General features: G+C 69.1%; 17 protein-coding genes. 9 read left to right on the forward strand and 8 right to left on the reverse strand.

The genetic code is table 11. The features are described 5' to 3' along the window. Window positions 1-12 precede the first annotated feature (12 nt). From IFT36_RS01560 to IFT36_RS01580, 6 genes are read left to right on the forward strand one after another with little or no spacing between them, the layout of a single operon-like run. Window positions 13-939, forward strand: a complete 927-nt coding sequence (locus tag IFT36_RS01560; RefSeq protein WP_192123173.1) for an ABC transporter permease — start codon at window positions 13-15, stop codon at window positions 937-939. Window positions 940-962: 23 nt separating this feature from the next. After that, window positions 963-2,207 carry an ABC transporter ATP-binding protein gene (locus tag IFT36_RS16300; RefSeq protein ID WP_056046345.1) on the forward strand — a complete coding sequence of 415 codons (1,245 nt, stop codon included), beginning with the start codon at window positions 963-965 and terminating at the stop codon, window positions 2,205-2,207. A gap of 41 nt (window positions 2,208-2,248) precedes the next feature. Next, on the forward strand, window positions 2,249-3,334 hold the full coding sequence (locus IFT36_RS01565; protein WP_307784996.1) for a glycosyltransferase family 4 protein: 1,086 nt from the start codon (window positions 2,249-2,251) through the stop codon (window positions 3,332-3,334). Further along, complete coding sequence (locus IFT36_RS01570; protein ID WP_200412259.1) at window positions 3,331-4,233, forward strand: glycosyltransferase family 2 protein; 903 nt, start codon at window positions 3,331-3,333, stop codon at window positions 4,231-4,233. Before IFT36_RS01565 ends, IFT36_RS01570 begins: the two co-directional genes overlap by 4 nt. Further along, window positions 4,230-5,360 carry a glycosyltransferase family 2 protein gene (locus tag IFT36_RS01575; RefSeq protein WP_200412260.1) on the forward strand — a complete coding sequence of 377 codons (1,131 nt, stop codon included), beginning with the start codon at window positions 4,230-4,232 and terminating at the stop codon, window positions 5,358-5,360. The genes IFT36_RS01570 and IFT36_RS01575 overlap by 4 nt, the downstream gene beginning before the upstream one ends. Then, window positions 5,357-6,316: a hypothetical protein gene (locus tag IFT36_RS01580; RefSeq protein ID WP_200412261.1), complete on the forward strand. Its 960-nt coding sequence runs from the start codon at window positions 5,357-5,359 to the stop codon at window positions 6,314-6,316. The genes IFT36_RS01575 and IFT36_RS01580 overlap by 4 nt, the downstream gene beginning before the upstream one ends. A 91-nt stretch (window positions 6,317-6,407) precedes the next feature. Here IFT36_RS01580 and rfbA read toward each other — a convergent pair whose 3' ends face one another. From rfbA to IFT36_RS01600, 4 genes are all read right to left on the reverse strand, one after another. Continuing rightward, a complete protein-coding gene (gene rfbA / locus IFT36_RS01585; RefSeq protein ID WP_056046351.1) occupies window positions 6,408-7,271 on the reverse strand; it encodes a glucose-1-phosphate thymidylyltransferase RfbA in 864 nt (287 codons plus the stop codon). Between the two features lies 1 nt (window position 7,272). Next, window positions 7,273-7,899 (reverse strand): dTDP-4-dehydrorhamnose 3,5-epimerase family protein, encoded by a 627-nt coding sequence (locus IFT36_RS01590; protein ID WP_200412262.1) that lies wholly within the window; start codon window positions 7,897-7,899, stop codon window positions 7,273-7,275. Window positions 7,900-7,969: 70 nt separating this feature from the next. Next, the gene (locus IFT36_RS01595; RefSeq protein WP_056046357.1) at window positions 7,970-8,200 is read right to left on the reverse strand and encodes a hypothetical protein; all 231 of its coding nucleotides are present in this window, start codon (window positions 8,198-8,200) and stop codon (window positions 7,970-7,972) included. 15 nt (window positions 8,201-8,215) lie between these two features. Continuing rightward, window positions 8,216-9,106: a M15 family metallopeptidase gene (locus IFT36_RS01600; protein ID WP_200412263.1), complete on the reverse strand. Its 891-nt coding sequence runs from the start codon at window positions 9,104-9,106 to the stop codon at window positions 8,216-8,218. Between the two features lie 148 nt (window positions 9,107-9,254). Between IFT36_RS01600 and rfbB the strand changes: the two genes are divergently transcribed. From rfbB to IFT36_RS01615, 3 genes are read left to right on the forward strand one after another with little or no spacing between them, the layout of a single operon-like run. Further along, window positions 9,255-10,238: a dTDP-glucose 4,6-dehydratase gene (gene rfbB, locus IFT36_RS01605; RefSeq protein ID WP_200412264.1), complete on the forward strand. Its 984-nt coding sequence runs from the start codon at window positions 9,255-9,257 to the stop codon at window positions 10,236-10,238. Continuing rightward, complete coding sequence (gene rfbD, locus IFT36_RS01610) at window positions 10,238-11,128, forward strand: dTDP-4-dehydrorhamnose reductase (protein ID WP_200412265.1); 891 nt, start codon at window positions 10,238-10,240, stop codon at window positions 11,126-11,128. The genes rfbB and rfbD overlap by 1 nt, the downstream gene beginning before the upstream one ends. Continuing rightward, window positions 11,103-12,242, forward strand: a complete 1,140-nt coding sequence (locus IFT36_RS01615) for a glycosyltransferase family 4 protein (protein WP_200412266.1) — start codon at window positions 11,103-11,105, stop codon at window positions 12,240-12,242. The genes rfbD and IFT36_RS01615 overlap by 26 nt, the downstream gene beginning before the upstream one ends. 110 nt (window positions 12,243-12,352) lie before the next feature. Here the strand turns inward: IFT36_RS01615 and IFT36_RS01620 are convergent, their stop codons facing one another. From IFT36_RS01620 to IFT36_RS01635, 4 genes are all read right to left on the reverse strand, one after another. Next, window positions 12,353-13,645: an LCP family protein gene (locus IFT36_RS01620; RefSeq protein WP_200412267.1), complete on the reverse strand. Its 1,293-nt coding sequence runs from the start codon at window positions 13,643-13,645 to the stop codon at window positions 12,353-12,355. 47 nt (window positions 13,646-13,692) lie between these two features. After that, window positions 13,693-14,160 (reverse strand): 5-(carboxyamino)imidazole ribonucleotide mutase, encoded by a 468-nt coding sequence (purE, locus tag IFT36_RS01625; protein WP_200412284.1) that lies wholly within the window; start codon window positions 14,158-14,160, stop codon window positions 13,693-13,695. 86 nt (window positions 14,161-14,246) lie between these two features. Then, window positions 14,247-15,386, reverse strand: a complete 1,140-nt coding sequence (locus IFT36_RS01630) for a 5-(carboxyamino)imidazole ribonucleotide synthase (protein ID WP_056046370.1) — start codon at window positions 15,384-15,386, stop codon at window positions 14,247-14,249. Continuing rightward, the gene (locus tag IFT36_RS01635) at window positions 15,383-15,859 is read right to left on the reverse strand and encodes a hypothetical protein (protein WP_200412268.1); all 477 of its coding nucleotides are present in this window, start codon (window positions 15,857-15,859) and stop codon (window positions 15,383-15,385) included. The genes IFT36_RS01630 and IFT36_RS01635 overlap by 4 nt, the downstream gene beginning before the upstream one ends. Window positions 15,860-15,917 lie beyond the last annotated feature (58 nt).

Below are 15,917 nucleotides of genomic sequence, written 5' to 3' on the forward strand. Positions count from 1 at the left end.
GGGTCCACGCCCATGACCACCACGACACCGAGCAGTACGTCGGGCGAGCGCTTCGAGCGCCTCGCGAAAGAGCCCATGGTCGTCGCGGGCCAGCCGTCGAAGGTCTTCGGCGGCACCTTCGGCATCGTGCGTGAGATCTACTCGCACCGGCAGCTCCTCGACCTGCTGATCCGACGCGACCTCAAGTCGCGCTACAAGGACAGCGCGCTGGGGTTCCTCTGGACCCTCATCCGCCCCATCACCCAGCTGATCATCTACTACGTCGTCCTCGGGCAGATCCTCGGCGCCGCGCGCAACATCCCCGAATTCGCGGTCTACATCTTCTCTGGCCTCACGATCTACGGCTTGTTCAGTGAGATCATCGCGGGCTCGACGTCGTCGATCGTCAGCAACGGTGGCCTGATCAAGAAGGTCTACACGCCTCGAGAGATCTACCCCCTGGCGAGCATCGGCTCGGCCCTGTTCAACTTCGGCATCCAGATGGTCGTACTGATCGGGGCCACGATCGTCACGGGCAGCTTCCCGGCGCACCTCGACATCCTGTACTTCTTCCCGTCGGTGCTCCTCATCCTGATCTATGGCACGGCGTTCGGACTCCTGCTCGCCGCCTTGAACGTCTACCTGCGCGACATGCAGTACCTGGTCGAGGTGTTGTTGATGCTCGCGATGTGGGCATCGCCCATCGTCTACGCCTGGACGATGGTCTCGAACGCCCTGACGGGTGGCCGTGAATGGCTGCTCGGTCTCTACACCGACAATCCGATCACCCTCGCGGTGCTCGGATTCCACCGTGCCTTCTGGATCGCCGGCGACGACTCTTCGTACCCGGCCGACCTGTTGCTGCGCATGGGCGTCGCCGCCTTGATCGGGCTGGTGCTCGTGTACGCGTTCCACCGCGTCTTCGCCCGCCTGCAGGGCAACTTCGCCCAAGAGCTCTAGACCCGAACGGACGTCCCGCACCCATGAGCACCGATCAGTTGTCGACCCCTCTGGCCTCACCCGATTCCCCCGCCGGCTCGCCCACCGTGGTGTCGATCGAGAACGTGTCGAAGAAGTTCGTCATCCGCAAGGACAACTCGCTGAAAGAGCGTCTCGTCACCCTCGGACGCGCCGGTCGTCGGCACAGCGAGGAGTTCTGGGCGTTGAAGGACGTCTCGCTCGAGATCCCCGCCGGCAGCACCATCGGTCTCCTCGGCCCCAACGGCTCCGGCAAGAGCACCCTGCTGAAAGCCATCGGCGGCATCATCGAGCCCACGTCCGGGTCGATCAAACGTCGTGGTCGACTCGCCGCCCTGCTCGAGTTGGGCGCTGGCTTCCACCCCGACCTGACCGGCCGGGAGAACGTCTTCCTGAACGCCTCCATCCTGGGTCTCAGCCAGGCCGAGACCGAGGACCGCTTCGACGACATCCTCGCCTTCTCGGGCATCGGCGACTTCATCGACACCCAGGTCAAGTTCTATTCGTCGGGCATGTACGTGCGGCTCGCCTTCGCGGTCGCCATCCACACCGATCCCGACGTCCTGCTCGTCGACGAGGTGCTGGCCGTCGGTGACGAAGCCTTCCAACGCAAATGCCTCGACAAGATCCGCGAGTTCCAGCGACAGGGCCGCACGATCATCCTCGTCAGCCACTCGCTCGGGCAGGTGCAAGAGCTCTGCGACCGGGCGGTCGTCCTCTCCCGAGGCGAGGTCAAGTTCGCCGGGTCGGCAGCGGACGCGGTCAAGAACTTCCGCGACATCCTCGAGGGTCGGCGAATCGCCGAGGCAGAAGCCGCCGAACCCGAGGTCGAGGCGGCTCCCGGCCGCGTCACCGCGACCGAGGTCTTCGTCGAGGGACGCGCCGCCGGCGAAGAGCTTCAGCCCGGAGACACCCTCGTGGTCCGCATGCACTACAGCCACAGCACGCCCCTGCAGACGTGGCATTCGGGGTTCAAGATCGAGACGAACCTGGGCACGCAGGTCTACGGAACCGACAGTCGTCGGATGGGTCTCCGACACGCCCCCCTCGACGGGACGGCCAGCGTCGAGTACCGCCTCGACGACATCCAGTTCGGAGGCGGGCCCTACTTCGTCCACAGCTTCCTCGCCGCGGCCGACGGGTCACACATCGCCATCCAGCGTCAGGCCGCGCGGTTCGTCATGGCCGACGACGAGTACGCGGCCGGTGTCGTCCGCATCCCGGCCACCGTCCGAGAGCTCGAATCCTGAGCGGACGCGGCCCGGGGACGGTCCTGCTCGACGCGACGTCCATCCCTCCGACCAAGGGCGGCGTCGCGCGATACATCGCCGGGCTCCTGACGGGTCTCGGCGAGACGGGAACGGTCGTCACGGTCGTGGTCAAGCCCGACGATCTCGACTGGCTCCGCGAGCAGGCACCGACCCACCGCTACGTCGTGGCGCCGTCGCTGGTGTCCCGTCGGCCGATGCGGCTCGCCTGGGAACAGATCGCCCTCCCGGTCCTGGCCCACCGCCTCGGCGTCCAGACCCTCCACTCGCCCCACTACACGTTCCCGATTGTCCTCAGCCGACGCACGGTGGTCACCCTGCACGACGCGACCTTCTTCAGCAGCCCCGGCGACCACTCCACGGGCAAGCGGCGTTTCTTCTCCGTGTGGACGAAGGCTGCTCGACGTTGGGCACGAGCGGTCGTCGTGCCCAGCGCCAGCACGGCGGCCGAACTCGACCGTCACGTCGGCCCGTCGAGGGCACCCGTCGTCGTCGCGCACCACGGGGTCGACCGGGCGGTCTTCCACGCTCCGTCGACCGACCAGGTCCGGGCGTTCGCCGAGGTGAACGGGCTGACGACCGACCCGGGGTGGATCGCATTCCTCGGGACGGTGGAACCCCGCAAAAGCGTGCCGTCCCTCATCGAGGCCCACCGCCTCCTCGGGCCCGACGCTCCTCCGCTCCTCGTCGCCGGTGGTCTGGGCTGGGACGCGGACGCCGCGCGGACCTTGACCGAGGCGGGCAACCGTCCCGGAGCAGCGCTCCGGCACCTCGGCTACCTCCCCCTCGACGACCTCTCCGCCTTCCTGGGCGGGGCGAGCGTCGTGGCGTACCCCAGCACGGGCGAAGGGTTCGGGTTGCCCGTGCTCGAGGCGATGGCTACGGGCGCCGCCGTCCTGACGACGCGGTCGACGGCTCTGCCCGAGGTCGGTGGCGACGCCGTCGCCTACGCCGAGGCGACCGTCACCTCGCTCAGGACGGCGTTGTCGGCATTGCTCTCCTCACCCGACGAGCGGTCCCGCCTCGGTGCCCTGGCACGAGAACGTGCCACACTCTTCACCTGGGCGCGGTGCGCGCTCGCGCACGACGAGGCCTACACGACACCATGACCACCCCCACCCGTTCCGACGAGCCCACCGTGGCGATCGTCACGGTCAGCTACAACTCCGGCCGCTACCTGAGCGCTTTCCTCGCGTCGACCGAGTCCGCCTCGGCGGAGCCGACCCGTCTGGTCGTCGCCGACAACGCGTCGACCGACGTCGACGCGGCCCGGACGACGACCGAGGGCGCCGGTGGTCGTTTCGTCGAGGTCGGGGCGAATCGCGGCTACGGCACGGCGGTCAACCGGGCCGTCACCCACCTGCCGAGTTCGGTCCACCACGTCCTGATTTCGAATCCCGACGTCGTCCTCGCCCCCGGCGTCGTCGACGTCCTGCTCGACACCCTCCGCTCCGGCGACGACATCGCCGCGGTCGGCCCGGCGATCGTCGAAGCCGACGGTGAGCCCTACCCCTCCGCTCGACAGATCCCCTCGTTGCGAACGGGCCTCGGTCACGCGCTGTTCGCGAACCTCTGGCCGACGAACCCCTGGTCTCGCTCGTACCGGCGCGAAGGCGAGCACGAGGCCCGGCGCGACACCGGCTGGCTCTCCGGTGCCTGCCTACTCGTGCGTCGTGACGTGTTCGACGAGTTGGGCGGGTTCGACGAGCGCTACTTCATGTACTTCGAAGACGTCGACCTGGGCTACCGCATCGGCCTCTCCGGCCGCCGGAGCGTCTACGAGCCCGCCGCCACCGTCGTCCACGTCGGCGCACACTCGACGCGCGAGTCGTCGGACGCGATGCGACGTGAGCACCACCGCAGCGCCTACCGCTTCCTCGCGTCGAAGTACCGCGCGTGGTACCTCTGGCCCGTCCGCGCCGCACTCCGCGTCGCTCTCGAGGCTCGCTTCCGGCTCGGCGGGCTCCCCCGCCGGGCGTCCACCCCGAACCCGACGGGAAAACGATGACGCTGGCAGTCACCGCCATGGTCCGCGACGAGGCGGACATCATCCGCCGATGGGTCGATTACCACGTGGCTCAGGGCGTCGACGTGATCATCGTCACCGACAACGCCTCGACCGACGGCACCACAGAGATCCTCGCCGAATTCGAGGCCGCAGGAACGATCGTCCTGCACCACGACCCCGAGCACCGGAAACAACAGGGTGCCGTCGTGACGCGCATGGCCCGAGAAGCCGCGACCGTCCACGGTGCCGACTGGGTCGTCAACGCCGACGCCGACGAGTTCCTGATCCCCCGGGACCGCTCACTGCGGTTGGCCGATGTGTTCGCGCGACTCGACGCCGGCCTGGGCTCGTTCTCGGTGCCGGTCGTCAACATGGTCGGGCCCGTCGCGCTCGACGGTCCCGGCATCGACCGGCTCGTGTGGCGTGACGAACGCACCAACGACGAACTCCGGGCGGTCGGCGTGCTCGCCCAGCCGACCACCAACGCGGTCCACGTCGCCGACGCCGACGTCACCGTCGCACAGGGCAACCACGTGGTGAGCATCGCCAGCACAGGTGCACCTGCGCAGGGGCTCGAACTCGAGGTGCTCCACCTTCCGTGGCGCTCCTGGACGCAGTTCCGGCGCAAGGTCGAGAGCGCAGGACTCGGGTACCTCGCCAGCCCTCATCTGACCCCCAGTCCCAATCACCACGGCATGCGCGACTACCGTCGTCTGCTCGACGGCACGCTCCTGTCCTACTACGCGGCCCGGCACGTGACGGATGCCGAGGCCGCCGAGGGTCCGTTCCGCCTCGATCGCTCGCTCGTCGAGTTCCTCGCGGAAGTGCCGCCCTCCGGCCCCTACCCGCCCGACGTCCCGTTCACCGAGCCGGTCGACCGGCACCTCGGCGGGCTCGGCCGTTCGCTCGTCGGCCGCGACGAACAGATCTCCCGGCAGGAGGCGCGGCTCGACCAGGCCGCGCAGGCCCTGTCGGACGCCGAGGACGAAGCCGTTCGACTCCGTCGACACGCCGCCGGGTTGGAGGACGAGCTCGCTCGCACGCGTGCGGAGGTCGAGGCGATGAAGAACCGCCGGATCGTCAAGCTCGTCGACGGGGTCCGCGAACGAACCCGACGCACGAGATGAACCGTCGGTTCCGCCGTGCGTCCCGAGCGGTCGCCCGGATGCTGCGCGTCGAGCGCGTCTACGACCGTGGCCTCCGATCCGCACGCGTGGCGGCCGAACGACGACGGGACAGCCGTTGGCAGGCCGTCATCGGTGAGTTCCTGCGAACGGGCGTCTCGGTGTCGACCAGTGGCGCCTGGGGCCGCCCCGACTCGGCCGGGATCCCGATGGTCATGTGCCTGTGGAACCGACCGGACCGGCTGCCTCACGTGCTCGACATGCTCGCGGCACTCGACGCCGAGCGTCCGGTCCGCCTCCTCCTGTGGAACAACAACTCGGCCGACGCGGCTCGCTACGCAGAAGCCGTCCGTGGCGCCGCGACCGGGAGCCTGGTCAGCGTGGATCTGGTCCAGAGCCCGGTGAACATCGGCGGTCTCGCCCGCTTCGTCGCCGCCCGTCTGTTGTGGAACGCCGGGTACCGCGGACCGGTCGTGATGTTGGACGACGACCAGGACGTCTCATCCCGTTTCGTCACGGATCTCCTGGCGGACTACGAGTCCCGATCCGTGGTCTCCTGGTGGGCCTTCAGTCAGCACGGATCGTACTGGGCCCGCGCCGAGATCGCTCCGGGCTCCCCCGCCGACCACGCCGGCACGGGCGGCACGGTGTACGACTGCGAACTGGTGTCGGACGACGCGTTCTTCGCTCGCCTCCCCCGCCGGTTCGCGTTCCTCGAGGATCAGTGGATGTCGTTCTTCGCACACGCCAAGGGCTGGCGTGTCGTCAAGGCGCGTACCGACATCAGCCTCGTGTCCGAGGAATTGAACCAGTACCACGCCCTCAAACCCTTGAAGGACGTCTTCTACCATTTCCAACGACAGGTGGGACCGGCCTACGTCGTGGGCAGCGTCCGTCGGTCCGGCTGGGGCGATGGTCGGCTCCGGTCAGGTGGAGCGGCTCCGTCTCGAGCCAGCTGAGGCGTGAGGCCGGCCACACGACGAACGACGACACGAGACCGACCGGAACCCTCCGGTCGGTCTCGTGTCGTCGGTGGTCGGCGAGCCGACGTCAGTCGGCGAGGAGCTTCTGCAAGTAGAGACCGTATCCGCTCTTGGCGAGCGGAGCGGCCAACGCGGCCAGGTGCTCGTCGTCGATCCACCCGTTGCGCCAGGCGATCTCCTCGATGCAGCCGATCTTGTGACCCTGGCGATCCTCGATCACCCTGACGTATTCGGACGCCTGCATCATCGACTCGAAGGTGCCTGTGTCGAGCCACGCGGTGCCGCGGTCGAGGACCTGTACCTGCAGTTCGCCGGCCTCGAGGTAACGCTCGTTGACGGTCGAGATCTCGAGCTCTCCCCGAGCACTCGGCTCGATGGTCTTCGCGATCCCGACGACGGCGTTGTCGTAGAAGTAGAGACCGGGGACGGCGAAGTTGCTCTTCGGTGCCAGGGGCTTCTCCTCGATGGAGACGGCCTTGAACGCCTCGTCGAACTCGACGACCCCATAGGCCTTGGGATCGGCGACGTGGTAGGCGAAGATCGTCGCGCCCTGGACGTCGGCGTTCTTCTTGAGGTTCGAGCCGAGTCCGACGCCGTGGAAGATGTTGTCGCCGAGGACCAGGGCGACGCTGTCGTCGCCGATGAAGTCCTCGCCGATGACGAATGCCTGGGCCAGGCCGTCGGGCGATGGCTGAACGGCGTACTCGATGGTCATGCCCAGCTGCGACCCGTCGCCGAGCAGTGCCCGGAACTGGTCGTTGTACTCGGGCGTGGTGATGACGAGCACCTCGTGGATGCCTGCCATCATCAGGGTCGACAAGGGGTAGTAGACCATCGGCTTGTCGTAGATGGGCATGAGCTGCTTGGAGATGCCCTTGGTGATCGGCCAGAGACGCGTGCCGGACCCGCCGGCGAGGATGATGCCCTTCATGTCATTCGCCCTCTCCGGCGACGTGTGCCGCATCCAAGGACGCATAGTAGGCGCGCATGTCGTCCCACGTCGGCAGGAGCCCGGCGACCGCCGCCTCGGCCAGCGTCGGCGCAGAGGTGTCCTTCGGTGAGAGCAGGGGCTCACCGGCACCCTCGGGGAAGACGAGGCCGATCTCGGGGTCGAGGGGGTCGATCCCGTGTTCGCGCTCGGCGTGGAACGTGTCGGAGACCAGGTAGCTGACCGTCGCATCGTCGGTCAGCGCGACGAACGCGTGCCCCAGGCCCTCGGACAGGTAGATGGCGCGCCGGTCGACGTCGTCGAGGAGCACGGAGTCCCATTGGCCGTAGGTGGCGGAGCCCACCCGGATGTCGATCACGTAGTCGAGGACCGCACCATGCGTCGCGGTGACGTACTTGGCCTGGCCGAGCGGGACGTCGGCGAAGTGGATGCCTCGGACGACACCGCGCTTCGAGACGGAGGTGTTGGCTTGACGAAGCTGGACGGGGTGCCCGACCACCTCGGCGAGCTTGTCGAAGCGGTACCACTCGAGGAAGACGCCCCGGTCGTCACCGAACTGCTTCGGGGTGATCTCGTAGCTGTCTGGGATCTTCAGTTCGCGGATCTGCACCGGGGCAGCTTACCAAGAGCCGGCGCGGGGCACGGAAGCGCCGATCGCGGCTCGCGCACTGCAGCCCCGGTCACCGCCGCGAGTAGTCCGCGTTGGTCTTGAGCTCGGAGCGTGGGATGGACAACGACGCGAGGATGTCGTAGAACCCCTGGCCGTTGATGTCTCGTGGTGCCATGCCGACGGCACGCAGGGCGGTGACCGTCGACTCGGTGGTCACGTGCCGCAGCATGCGTGGCGCCACGACGCAGACGTAGCCCCGGCCGACCTCGGGCAGGTTGTCGTAGCAGTGCAGGACGAGCATGTTTTCTCCTAGAGGTCAGGGACGCCAGTAGTCGGCGTTGGTCGTGAGCGCAGAACGTGGGATGGACATCGCGTCGAGCAAGCCCTCGAAGTCTCGTCGGGAGACCACGTCGAAGTAGGGGATGCCGACGGCTCGGACGGCGTTCACCTGCCCGATCGTGGTGAAGTGACGCAAGGACCGCATGCCCAGGAGAGCCGTGTAGCTCGTCCCGACCCCGGGCATGGACTCCGGGACGCGGACCGCGACGAGCCCGGACGTGTCGCGGACCGCCGATGCAGGACCCGGGTACGCCGCCACGTAGTCGAAGTGCCAGGCCTCGGGCCGGGAGAACGTGTTGCCCGTCGGCGCCCAGCCGTATCGCCCGCAGTTCGCGTCCATCCACCGCTTCGCCGACGACCCCGCCGCGTCGACCCCGGCGCCGAAGTCGCAGGAGATGCCCCAACCGTGGTTCGAGGTGCCCGGATAGGCGGCCAGGTTGCCGGTGCCCGCCTGGTAGCGGTTCCAGTAGTCGACCTGACGGTCGTACGAGCGGTAGCCCTCGGTGATCTGCAGGGGACGGCCGACGGCCGCCTGGAAGGCGAGGCCCATCGCGAAGTACTGCCGAGCGGCGTCGTCCCGCAGGAAGCCCGATCCGCCGACCGACGCGGGCACGGGGACCAGGAGGCCCGACGGGATGCGGCCGTTGGCCTGGCCTCCCCACGCCTGGGTCGCGGCCTGCGCGAGAGCCGACTCGATCGTCTGGACGCCGTCGGAGGTCTCGCCGAGCGTCGTGGCGGCCCGACCGGACTGGGTCGAGAGCAGTCCCGAGGCACCCGCACCGGCGACGACCGCGAGGCTCAGGAGCCCCCGGCGGCCGAGGACGGGGCCCAGGTCACGTGCCGAGGGCACAGAGGTATCAGGGCGCATGGAACGACGTTTGCACGCCGGCCTGCCATCGGTCTACCCCCAGAGGCAGGGGGCACGTCCGCGTCGAGGGCCTCCGGACCACTCGGTCAGCCGTCCCCGTCGGCTAAGATCGACCGACTCTTCCGCGACCGACCTGCAAGGAACACCTGTGAAAATCCTCGTCACCGGCGGAGCCGGCTTCATCGGCTCCAACTTCGTCCGCCGCACGCTCGAAGACGCCTACCCGGGCCTCGAAGGGGCCGAGGTCGTCGTCCTCGACGCGCTCACCTACTCGGGCAACGAGGCCAACCTGGTGAGTGTCGCCGACTCCCCCCGTTACACGTTCGTCAAGGGCGACATCCGTGACGGCGCCCTGCTCGACACGCTCTTCCCCGAGGTCGACGCCGTCGTCCACTTCGCCGCAGAATCCCACGTCGACCGCTCGGTCCGCGACGCCTCGATCTTCGTCGAGACGAACGTGCTGGGAACGCAGCAGCTGCTCGACGCCGCCCTGCGCAACGACCTGAAGCGCTTCGTGCACGTCTCGACCGACGAGGTCTACGGCTCCATCGCCGAGGGCTCCTGGGCCGAGGACCGTCCGCTCGAGCCCAACTCGCCCTACTCCGCCTCGAAGGCCGGGAGCGACCTGCTCGCCCGCAGCTACCACCGCACGCACGGCCTCAACGTCTCCATCACGCGCTGCAGCAACAACTACGGCCCGTACCACTTCCCCGAGAAGGTCATCCCGCTCTTCGTCACGAACCTGATCGACGACGTCCACGTGCCGCTCTACGGCGAGGGCAACAACATCCGCGACTGGCTGCACGTCGACGACCACACCCGTGGCATCGCCATGGTGCTCGTCGGTGGTCGCGCCGGAGAGATCTACAACATCGGCGGCGGCACCGAGCTCACCAACAAAGAACTCACCGAGATGCTGCTCGAGGCAACCGGCAAGGACTGGTCCTACGTCGACCGCGTCCAGGACCGTCTGGGCCACGACCTGAGGTACTCCGTCGACATCTCGAAGATCCGCGACGAGCTCGGCTACGAGCCCCAGGTGCCCTTCGAGAAGGGTCTCGCCGACGTCGTCCAGTGGTACCGCGACAACCGCGAGTGGTGGCAGCCGCTCAAAGAGCGCGCCGCTCTCTGATGGCCGCCGCCCAGAACTCCAAGTACCTCGTCACCGGGGCCCGGGGCATGCTCGGCACCGACCTGCTCGAAGCGCTCTTCGGGCGAGACGTCACGGTCCTCGGCCGTGCCGACCTCGACGTGACCGACCGGGATGCCGTCTTCGCCGCCGTCCAGGGACACGACGTCGTCATCAACGCCGCCGCGTACACCGCCGTGGACGCGGCCGAGACCGACGAAGAAACCGCATTGGCCGTCAACGGCACCGCCGCCGGTCTGCTGGCCGAGGCGACGGCATCCGTCGGGGCGACGCTCGTCCAGGTCTCGACCGACTACGTCTTCGACGGCGACGCCGCATCGCCCTATGCCGAGGACGCCACGATCGCGCCGGTCAGCGCCTACGGCCGCACCAAGGCCGAGGGAGAGAAGCTCGCCCTCGCCGCCAACCCGGAGGGCACCTTCATCGTGCGCACGGCGTGGCTGTACGGTGCCCACGGGGGCAACTTCGCGAAGACGATGGTCAAGCTCGCGGGCTCACACGACACCGTCAAGGTCGTCGACGACCAACTCGGCCAGCCGACCTGGACGGCCGACCTCGCGGCCCAGATCGTCGCGCTGCTCGACTCCGACGCTCCGGCCGGCGTGTACCACGGCACCAACTCCGGCAGTACGAGCTGGTTCGAGTTCGCCCGGGCCGTCTTCGACGAAGCCGGACTCGATCCGGCCAGGGTCCTGCCGACGGACAGCTCCACCTTCGTCCGTCCCGCACCGAGACCGAGCTACAGCGTCCTCGGCCACGACGCGTGGGCACGGGCCGGCTTGACGCCCATGCGTCCGTGGAGAGAAGCGCTGGCCGAGGCCGCGAGCAGGGGAGTGTTGCAGACCGATGACCACGCTGCGAGTAGTCGTTGACCAGATCCTGGCTCCCATCCCCGGAGGCATCGGGCGCTACACGGAAGAGTTGACCCGAGCCCTCGTCGAGACGGCCCCCCGCGGCTGCGACGTCGAGGGTGTCGTGGCGGCCCACCCACAGACCGACTACGACCGGTTGACGGATCTGCTCCCGGGGCTGTCCCGTGTCGCCAAGTCGCCACTCGGTCGCCGTGAGTTGTCGCTGGCGTGGCAGGGCGGCGTCGTCGGCCTTCCCGGCCGGGGGATGGTCCACGCGACCAGCCTGCTCGCTCCCCTCTACCGTCACGACCGCGCACTCGACCCGGGAACGCAGACCGTCGTCACGATCCACGACACGGTGCCGTGGACCCACCCCGAGACCCTCACCCCTCGTGGCGTCCGCTGGCACAAGGCGATGACCAAGCGGGCCTTCAAGCACGCCGACGGCGTCGTCGTACCGACGCACAGCGTCGCTCGCGAGCTCTCCGAGCTGTTCCCCTTCGGCGACCGCCTGCGCGTCATCGGCGGCGCCGTGAGCCCCAAGCTCGCCGTCCCCGCGGACGCCGACGAGGTCGCCGATGCCCTGGACCTTCCCGAACGGTACGCCCTCAGCGTCGGCACCCTCGAACCGCGCAAGGGCCTCGAGCCCCTCATCCGGGCCCTCGCACACCCCGACGCCCCCGACCTGCCTCTGCTGATCGTCGGCCCCGAAGGATGGGGAGACGTCGAGGTGGCCGACCTGGTCGCCGCGGCAGGGCTCCCCGCCGACAAGGTCCGCACGATGGGCTTCGTGTCGGACGAGCAGCTCGCCGTCCTGTTGCAGCGCGCGTCCGTCTTCGTGTTCCCCAGTCTCGCCGAGGGGTTCGGGCTGCCCGTCGTCGAGGCGTTCAGCCTGGGCACGCCCACCATCGTCTCGGATGCCCCCGCCCTCCTCGAGGTCGCAGCGGACGCGGCCGTCAGCGTGCCGCGGGAAGACTCCGCCGGGTACCCGGAGCGTCTCGCCCAGGCCATGTTCCAGGTCGTCTCCGACGTCGAACTGTCGACCCGTCTCGGCATCGCCGGGATCGACCGAGCGCGCGCCTTCAGCTGGCGGGACTCGGCCGACAAGGTATGGCAGCTGCACGCCGACCTCTGAAGAACCCTGAGGCCAGGGTCACGACGCGCGTGACCCGCGGGGCAGCGGGGCGCCTCCTCACCCGGTCGGCTTCCGCCGATCGGCTTCGACGCCCGGCCTGAGACGGGTGGTCAGGGTGCGGTGACGGACGTCGTGGCCTGCGCCACCGCGGCGCGCATCGCGTCGTAGTCCGGGTAGACGTTGTCGTAGGTGGGCGGCACGAGTTCGAGGCTCGTGATCTGCTGCGACTTCGCCTCGACGGCCAGGTCGACGAAGGCGGCCAGGGCACCCTGCGGGATGTCGGTGTCGACGGTCTGCACACCGGCCGACGCGACCGCCTGGAACTTCGACAGCACCGTCGCCGGCTGGAACTGGGACAGGAGCGCCTGCTGCACCTCGCGCTGACGAGCCATGCGGTCGTAGTCGCTGGTACCGTGCCGTGCCCTGGCGTACCAGAGGGCGTGGTACCCGTCGAGCTTCTGATCACCGGGCTCGATCCAGCCGTCGACGTTGATCGGCTGACCGTTGCCGTCGACGCCTCCGTTGATCGGGATGCGCTGCTGCACGTCGACCTGGATGCCACCGAGCGCGTCGATGAGGTCGACGAAGCCCTGCATGTCGATGAGGGCGTAGTACTGCACCGTCAGGCCCGTGATGCCCTCGACGGCGTCGCGCATCGCCTCGACCCCGGCGTTGCTGCCCCTAGACTCGGCATCGGGGTAGAGGTCGGGATGCTCTTCCCCGTAGGTGTACAGGAAGCTCACGAGGCAGTCGTCGCCGCAGTCGTAGCCGTCGGGGTAGTCGCCGTACAGCGGTGATCCCGCGACGAAGGGCGCGTCGTACAGGTTCCGCGGGATTCCTACGATGGTGGTCGCACCGGTCTCGGCGTCGATGCTGGCGACCGAGATGCTGTCGGGACGCAGCCCCGTGCGGTCGGCCCCCGCATCACCGCCGAGCAACATGATGTTGTAGCGACCGTCCACAGGAGGTGCGGCGTCGGCCCTCGAGGTGAAGAGACTGTTCAGCAGACCGTGCTGCACCCCGGCGAGGTAGGCCCCGTAGGCGGCGGGCCCGACGGTCACCACCATCAAGAGCACCATCGCTCCGGCGAGGAATCCCCGCGCCGAGGGGGCCGTCCGGACGATGCGGGCCAAGCGCAACGTGTCGACGGTCAGCACCACCCACAACACCGCGTAGTACGCGAGGAAGACCTGGACGATCGTGAGGGCGACGACGTTGGTCGCGATCTCGATCAGGGGCGAGCGGAAGGCGAACGCCAGGACGATGACGACGACCGCGACCGCCCAGAAGACGAGGGTGGAGGCGAGCCCCCATCGCCCTAGTCGGCGGCTGCCCGCGAGCACCTGGGCCGAGCCGGGCACGACCACGTTCAACAGGACGAGCACCCACGCTCGCTTCGTCATGAAGGGCTCGGAGGTGGCGTCGGGGTGACGCACGGGCAGGGACGTGCTCACAGTGATCGGCGCAGGTCGGCGTTCTTCTGCTCGACCAGACCGGCGAGGGACTCGGCGTGGCGGGCCAAGCGCTCGGCGACGGCCGGGTCGTGCGTGCCGATGATGCGGGCCGCGAGCAGGCCGGCGTTGACCGAGCCACCGATCGACACGGTCGCGACAGGGATGCCCGCCGGCATCTGCACGATCGAGAGCAACGAGTCCAGACCGTCGAGCTTGGCCAGCGCGACCGGCACGCCGACCACGGGAAGGGTCGTCACCGAGGCGATCATGCCGGGCAGGTGCGCTGCTCCCCCGGCCCCGGCGATGACGACGGACAGTCCTCGACCGGCGGCGTCTCGACCGAAGGCGATCATCTTGTCGGGCGTGCGGTGCGCCGAGACGACCTCGACCTCGTGCGGGATGCCCAGCTCGGACAAGATCGTCGACGCGCCCTGCATGGTGGGCCAGTCGCTGTCGGAGCCCATGACGATGGCGACCTTCGCGGGTACGGCGGGGTCGTTCGGGCGCACGTCGGTGCTCTTCGGGTCGGACACGGACTAGAGGATAGCCGTCAGTCGGTGAAGAACTCGACAGCGGCGCGCGCCCGGAAGACGGCCTCGTCGAGGTCGTCGCCGACCACGGTGACGTGACCGACCTTCCGCCCGGGCCGCGGCTCCTTGCCGTAGTCGTGGACCTTGACCGCCGGCTGGTCGGCCATGAGAGCGGGGAGTCGGTCGGCCATCGACCCGGTCGCCGGTCCGCCGAGCACGTTCAGCATGACGCTCCACGGGCGGTGGCAGCCCGTGTCGCCCAGGGGCAGGTCGAGCACGGCCCGGAGGTGCTGTTCGAACTGGCTGGTGGTCGCCCCGTCGATCGTCCAGTGGCCGGTGTTGTGCGGCCGCATGGCGAGTTCGTTGATCAGCAGGCGCTCGTCGGTCGTCTCGAAGAGCTCGACGGCCAGGACCCCGGTGACGTCGAGCCGCTCGGCCACCGTCCGGGCGATCTCGTCGGCCAGGTCGGCCAGGCGACCGGCACTCGAGGGCGCCGGGGCGAAGACCTCGGAGCAGACCCCGTCGCGTTGGACGGTCTCGACGAGAGGCCACGGGACGATGTCGCCGCTCGGCCGACGGGCCACGAGCTGCGACAGCTCACGCCGGAACTCGACGAGCTCCTCGACGAGGAGCGCGCCTCCGTTGCCGTCCTCGGCCAGGGCTCCGAACCAGTCGTCGGCTTCGTGCGCGGCCGAGACCACGCGCACGCCTTTGCCGTCGTAACCGCCCCGCGCGGTCTTGACGACCGCCCGGCCTCCGTGGTCGGCGAGGAACGCCTCGAGCTCGGAGGCATCGTGGACGGCCGCCCAGTCCGGGACGGGCAGCCCGAGCTCGGTGAGCCGCTGACGCATGACGATCTTGTCCTGCGCGACGGCCAGCGCGGACGGCCCGGGGTGCACGGGCACACCCGCGTCGACGAGGGCGGCCAGGACCTGCTGGGGGACGTGCTCGTGGTCGAAGGTGACCACGTCGACCGTGCGGGCGAAATCGAGGACGACGTCGACGTCGTGGTAGTCACCCACCTGTGTCGCCGCCAGCCTGGCCGAACTGCCCTCGGCCTCGGCGAGGACGCTGATCTCGATGCCGAGGTGGACGGCGGGCGGGATCATCATGCGGGCGAGCTGGCCGCCACCGATCACGCCGACACGAAGAGCCGTCATCGGACGACCGTCCCGCTCAACTGCGGTGAGTCCGGAGTTCCACCGACCGTGCACCGGTACGTGACGTTGGCGACACCGACGTCGCCTCCTGTGTAGAGCCCGGCGACGTCGATGGTGCGCCCCCCGGGCCCCTGCACGAGGGTCTGCGACGAACGGTCGTTCCAGGTGTAGTCCGCGCCCTGCGACCTCGTGGCCTCGTTCCGACAGGCGTCGTAGGCGCGGGCGTCGGTCCAGCCGTCCGCCTGGTCGGACGGCACGGGGACAGGCGTCTCGACGGTGTCGTTCGGGTCGTCCGTCGGCGCCGTGGGGGCGACCGTCTCGGCCCCCGTGTCGGGAGCCGACGGTGATGCGGTCGACGTCGGGCTGAAGCTCGACACCGTCGGCGTCGGGTCGTCGTCGCCGCTCGTGCACGCGGAGAGGGAGAGGGCCAGGGCCCCGGCGGTCAGCATGGCGATGAGGGCCCGGTTCGTCATGCGGTCATCGTATCGGTGGCATCCGGCCGGGCGGCGTCGACCTGCCGGACGGGGCCCG

It is taken from the genome of Frigoribacterium sp. CFBP 13605, from assembly GCF_014839405.1.
Classification (GTDB): Bacteria; Actinomycetota; Actinomycetes; order Actinomycetales; family Microbacteriaceae; genus Frigoribacterium.

Excerpts from the sequence above, each read along its gene's own strand:
- IFT36_RS01560 (WP_192123173.1), top strand. The coding sequence starts at position 13 with ATGACCACCACGACACCGAGCAGTACGTCGGGCGAGCGCTTCGAGCGC.
- IFT36_RS16300 (WP_056046345.1), top strand. The coding sequence starts at position 963 with ATGAGCACCGATCAGTTGTCGACCCCTCTGGCCTCACCCGATTCCCCC.
- IFT36_RS01570 (WP_200412259.1), top strand. The coding sequence starts at position 3,331 with ATGACCACCCCCACCCGTTCCGACGAGCCCACCGTGGCGATCGTCACG.
- IFT36_RS01575 (WP_200412260.1), top strand. The coding sequence starts at position 4,230 with ATGACGCTGGCAGTCACCGCCATGGTCCGCGACGAGGCGGACATCATC.
- IFT36_RS01580 (WP_200412261.1), top strand. The coding sequence starts at position 5,357 with ATGAACCGTCGGTTCCGCCGTGCGTCCCGAGCGGTCGCCCGGATGCTG.
- rfbA (WP_056046351.1), bottom strand. The coding sequence starts at position 7,271 with ATGAAGGGCATCATCCTCGCCGGCGGGTCCGGCACGCGTCTCTGGCCG.
- IFT36_RS01595 (WP_056046357.1), bottom strand. The coding sequence starts at position 8,200 with ATGCTCGTCCTGCACTGCTACGACAACCTGCCCGAGGTCGGCCGGGGC.
- IFT36_RS01600 (WP_200412263.1), bottom strand. The coding sequence starts at position 9,106 with ATGCGCCCTGATACCTCTGTGCCCTCGGCACGTGACCTGGGCCCCGTC.
- rfbD (WP_200412265.1), top strand. The coding sequence starts at position 10,238 with ATGGCCGCCGCCCAGAACTCCAAGTACCTCGTCACCGGGGCCCGGGGC.
- IFT36_RS01615 (WP_200412266.1), top strand. The coding sequence starts at position 11,103 with ATGACCACGCTGCGAGTAGTCGTTGACCAGATCCTGGCTCCCATCCCC.
- IFT36_RS01620 (WP_200412267.1), bottom strand. The coding sequence starts at position 13,645 with ATGACGAAGCGAGCGTGGGTGCTCGTCCTGTTGAACGTGGTCGTGCCC.
- purE (WP_200412284.1), bottom strand. The coding sequence starts at position 14,160 with ATGGGCTCCGACAGCGACTGGCCCACCATGCAGGGCGCGTCGACGATC.
- IFT36_RS01630 (WP_056046370.1), bottom strand. The coding sequence starts at position 15,386 with ATGACGGCTCTTCGTGTCGGCGTGATCGGTGGCGGCCAGCTCGCCCGC.
- IFT36_RS01635 (WP_200412268.1), bottom strand. The coding sequence starts at position 15,859 with ATGACGAACCGGGCCCTCATCGCCATGCTGACCGCCGGGGCCCTGGCC.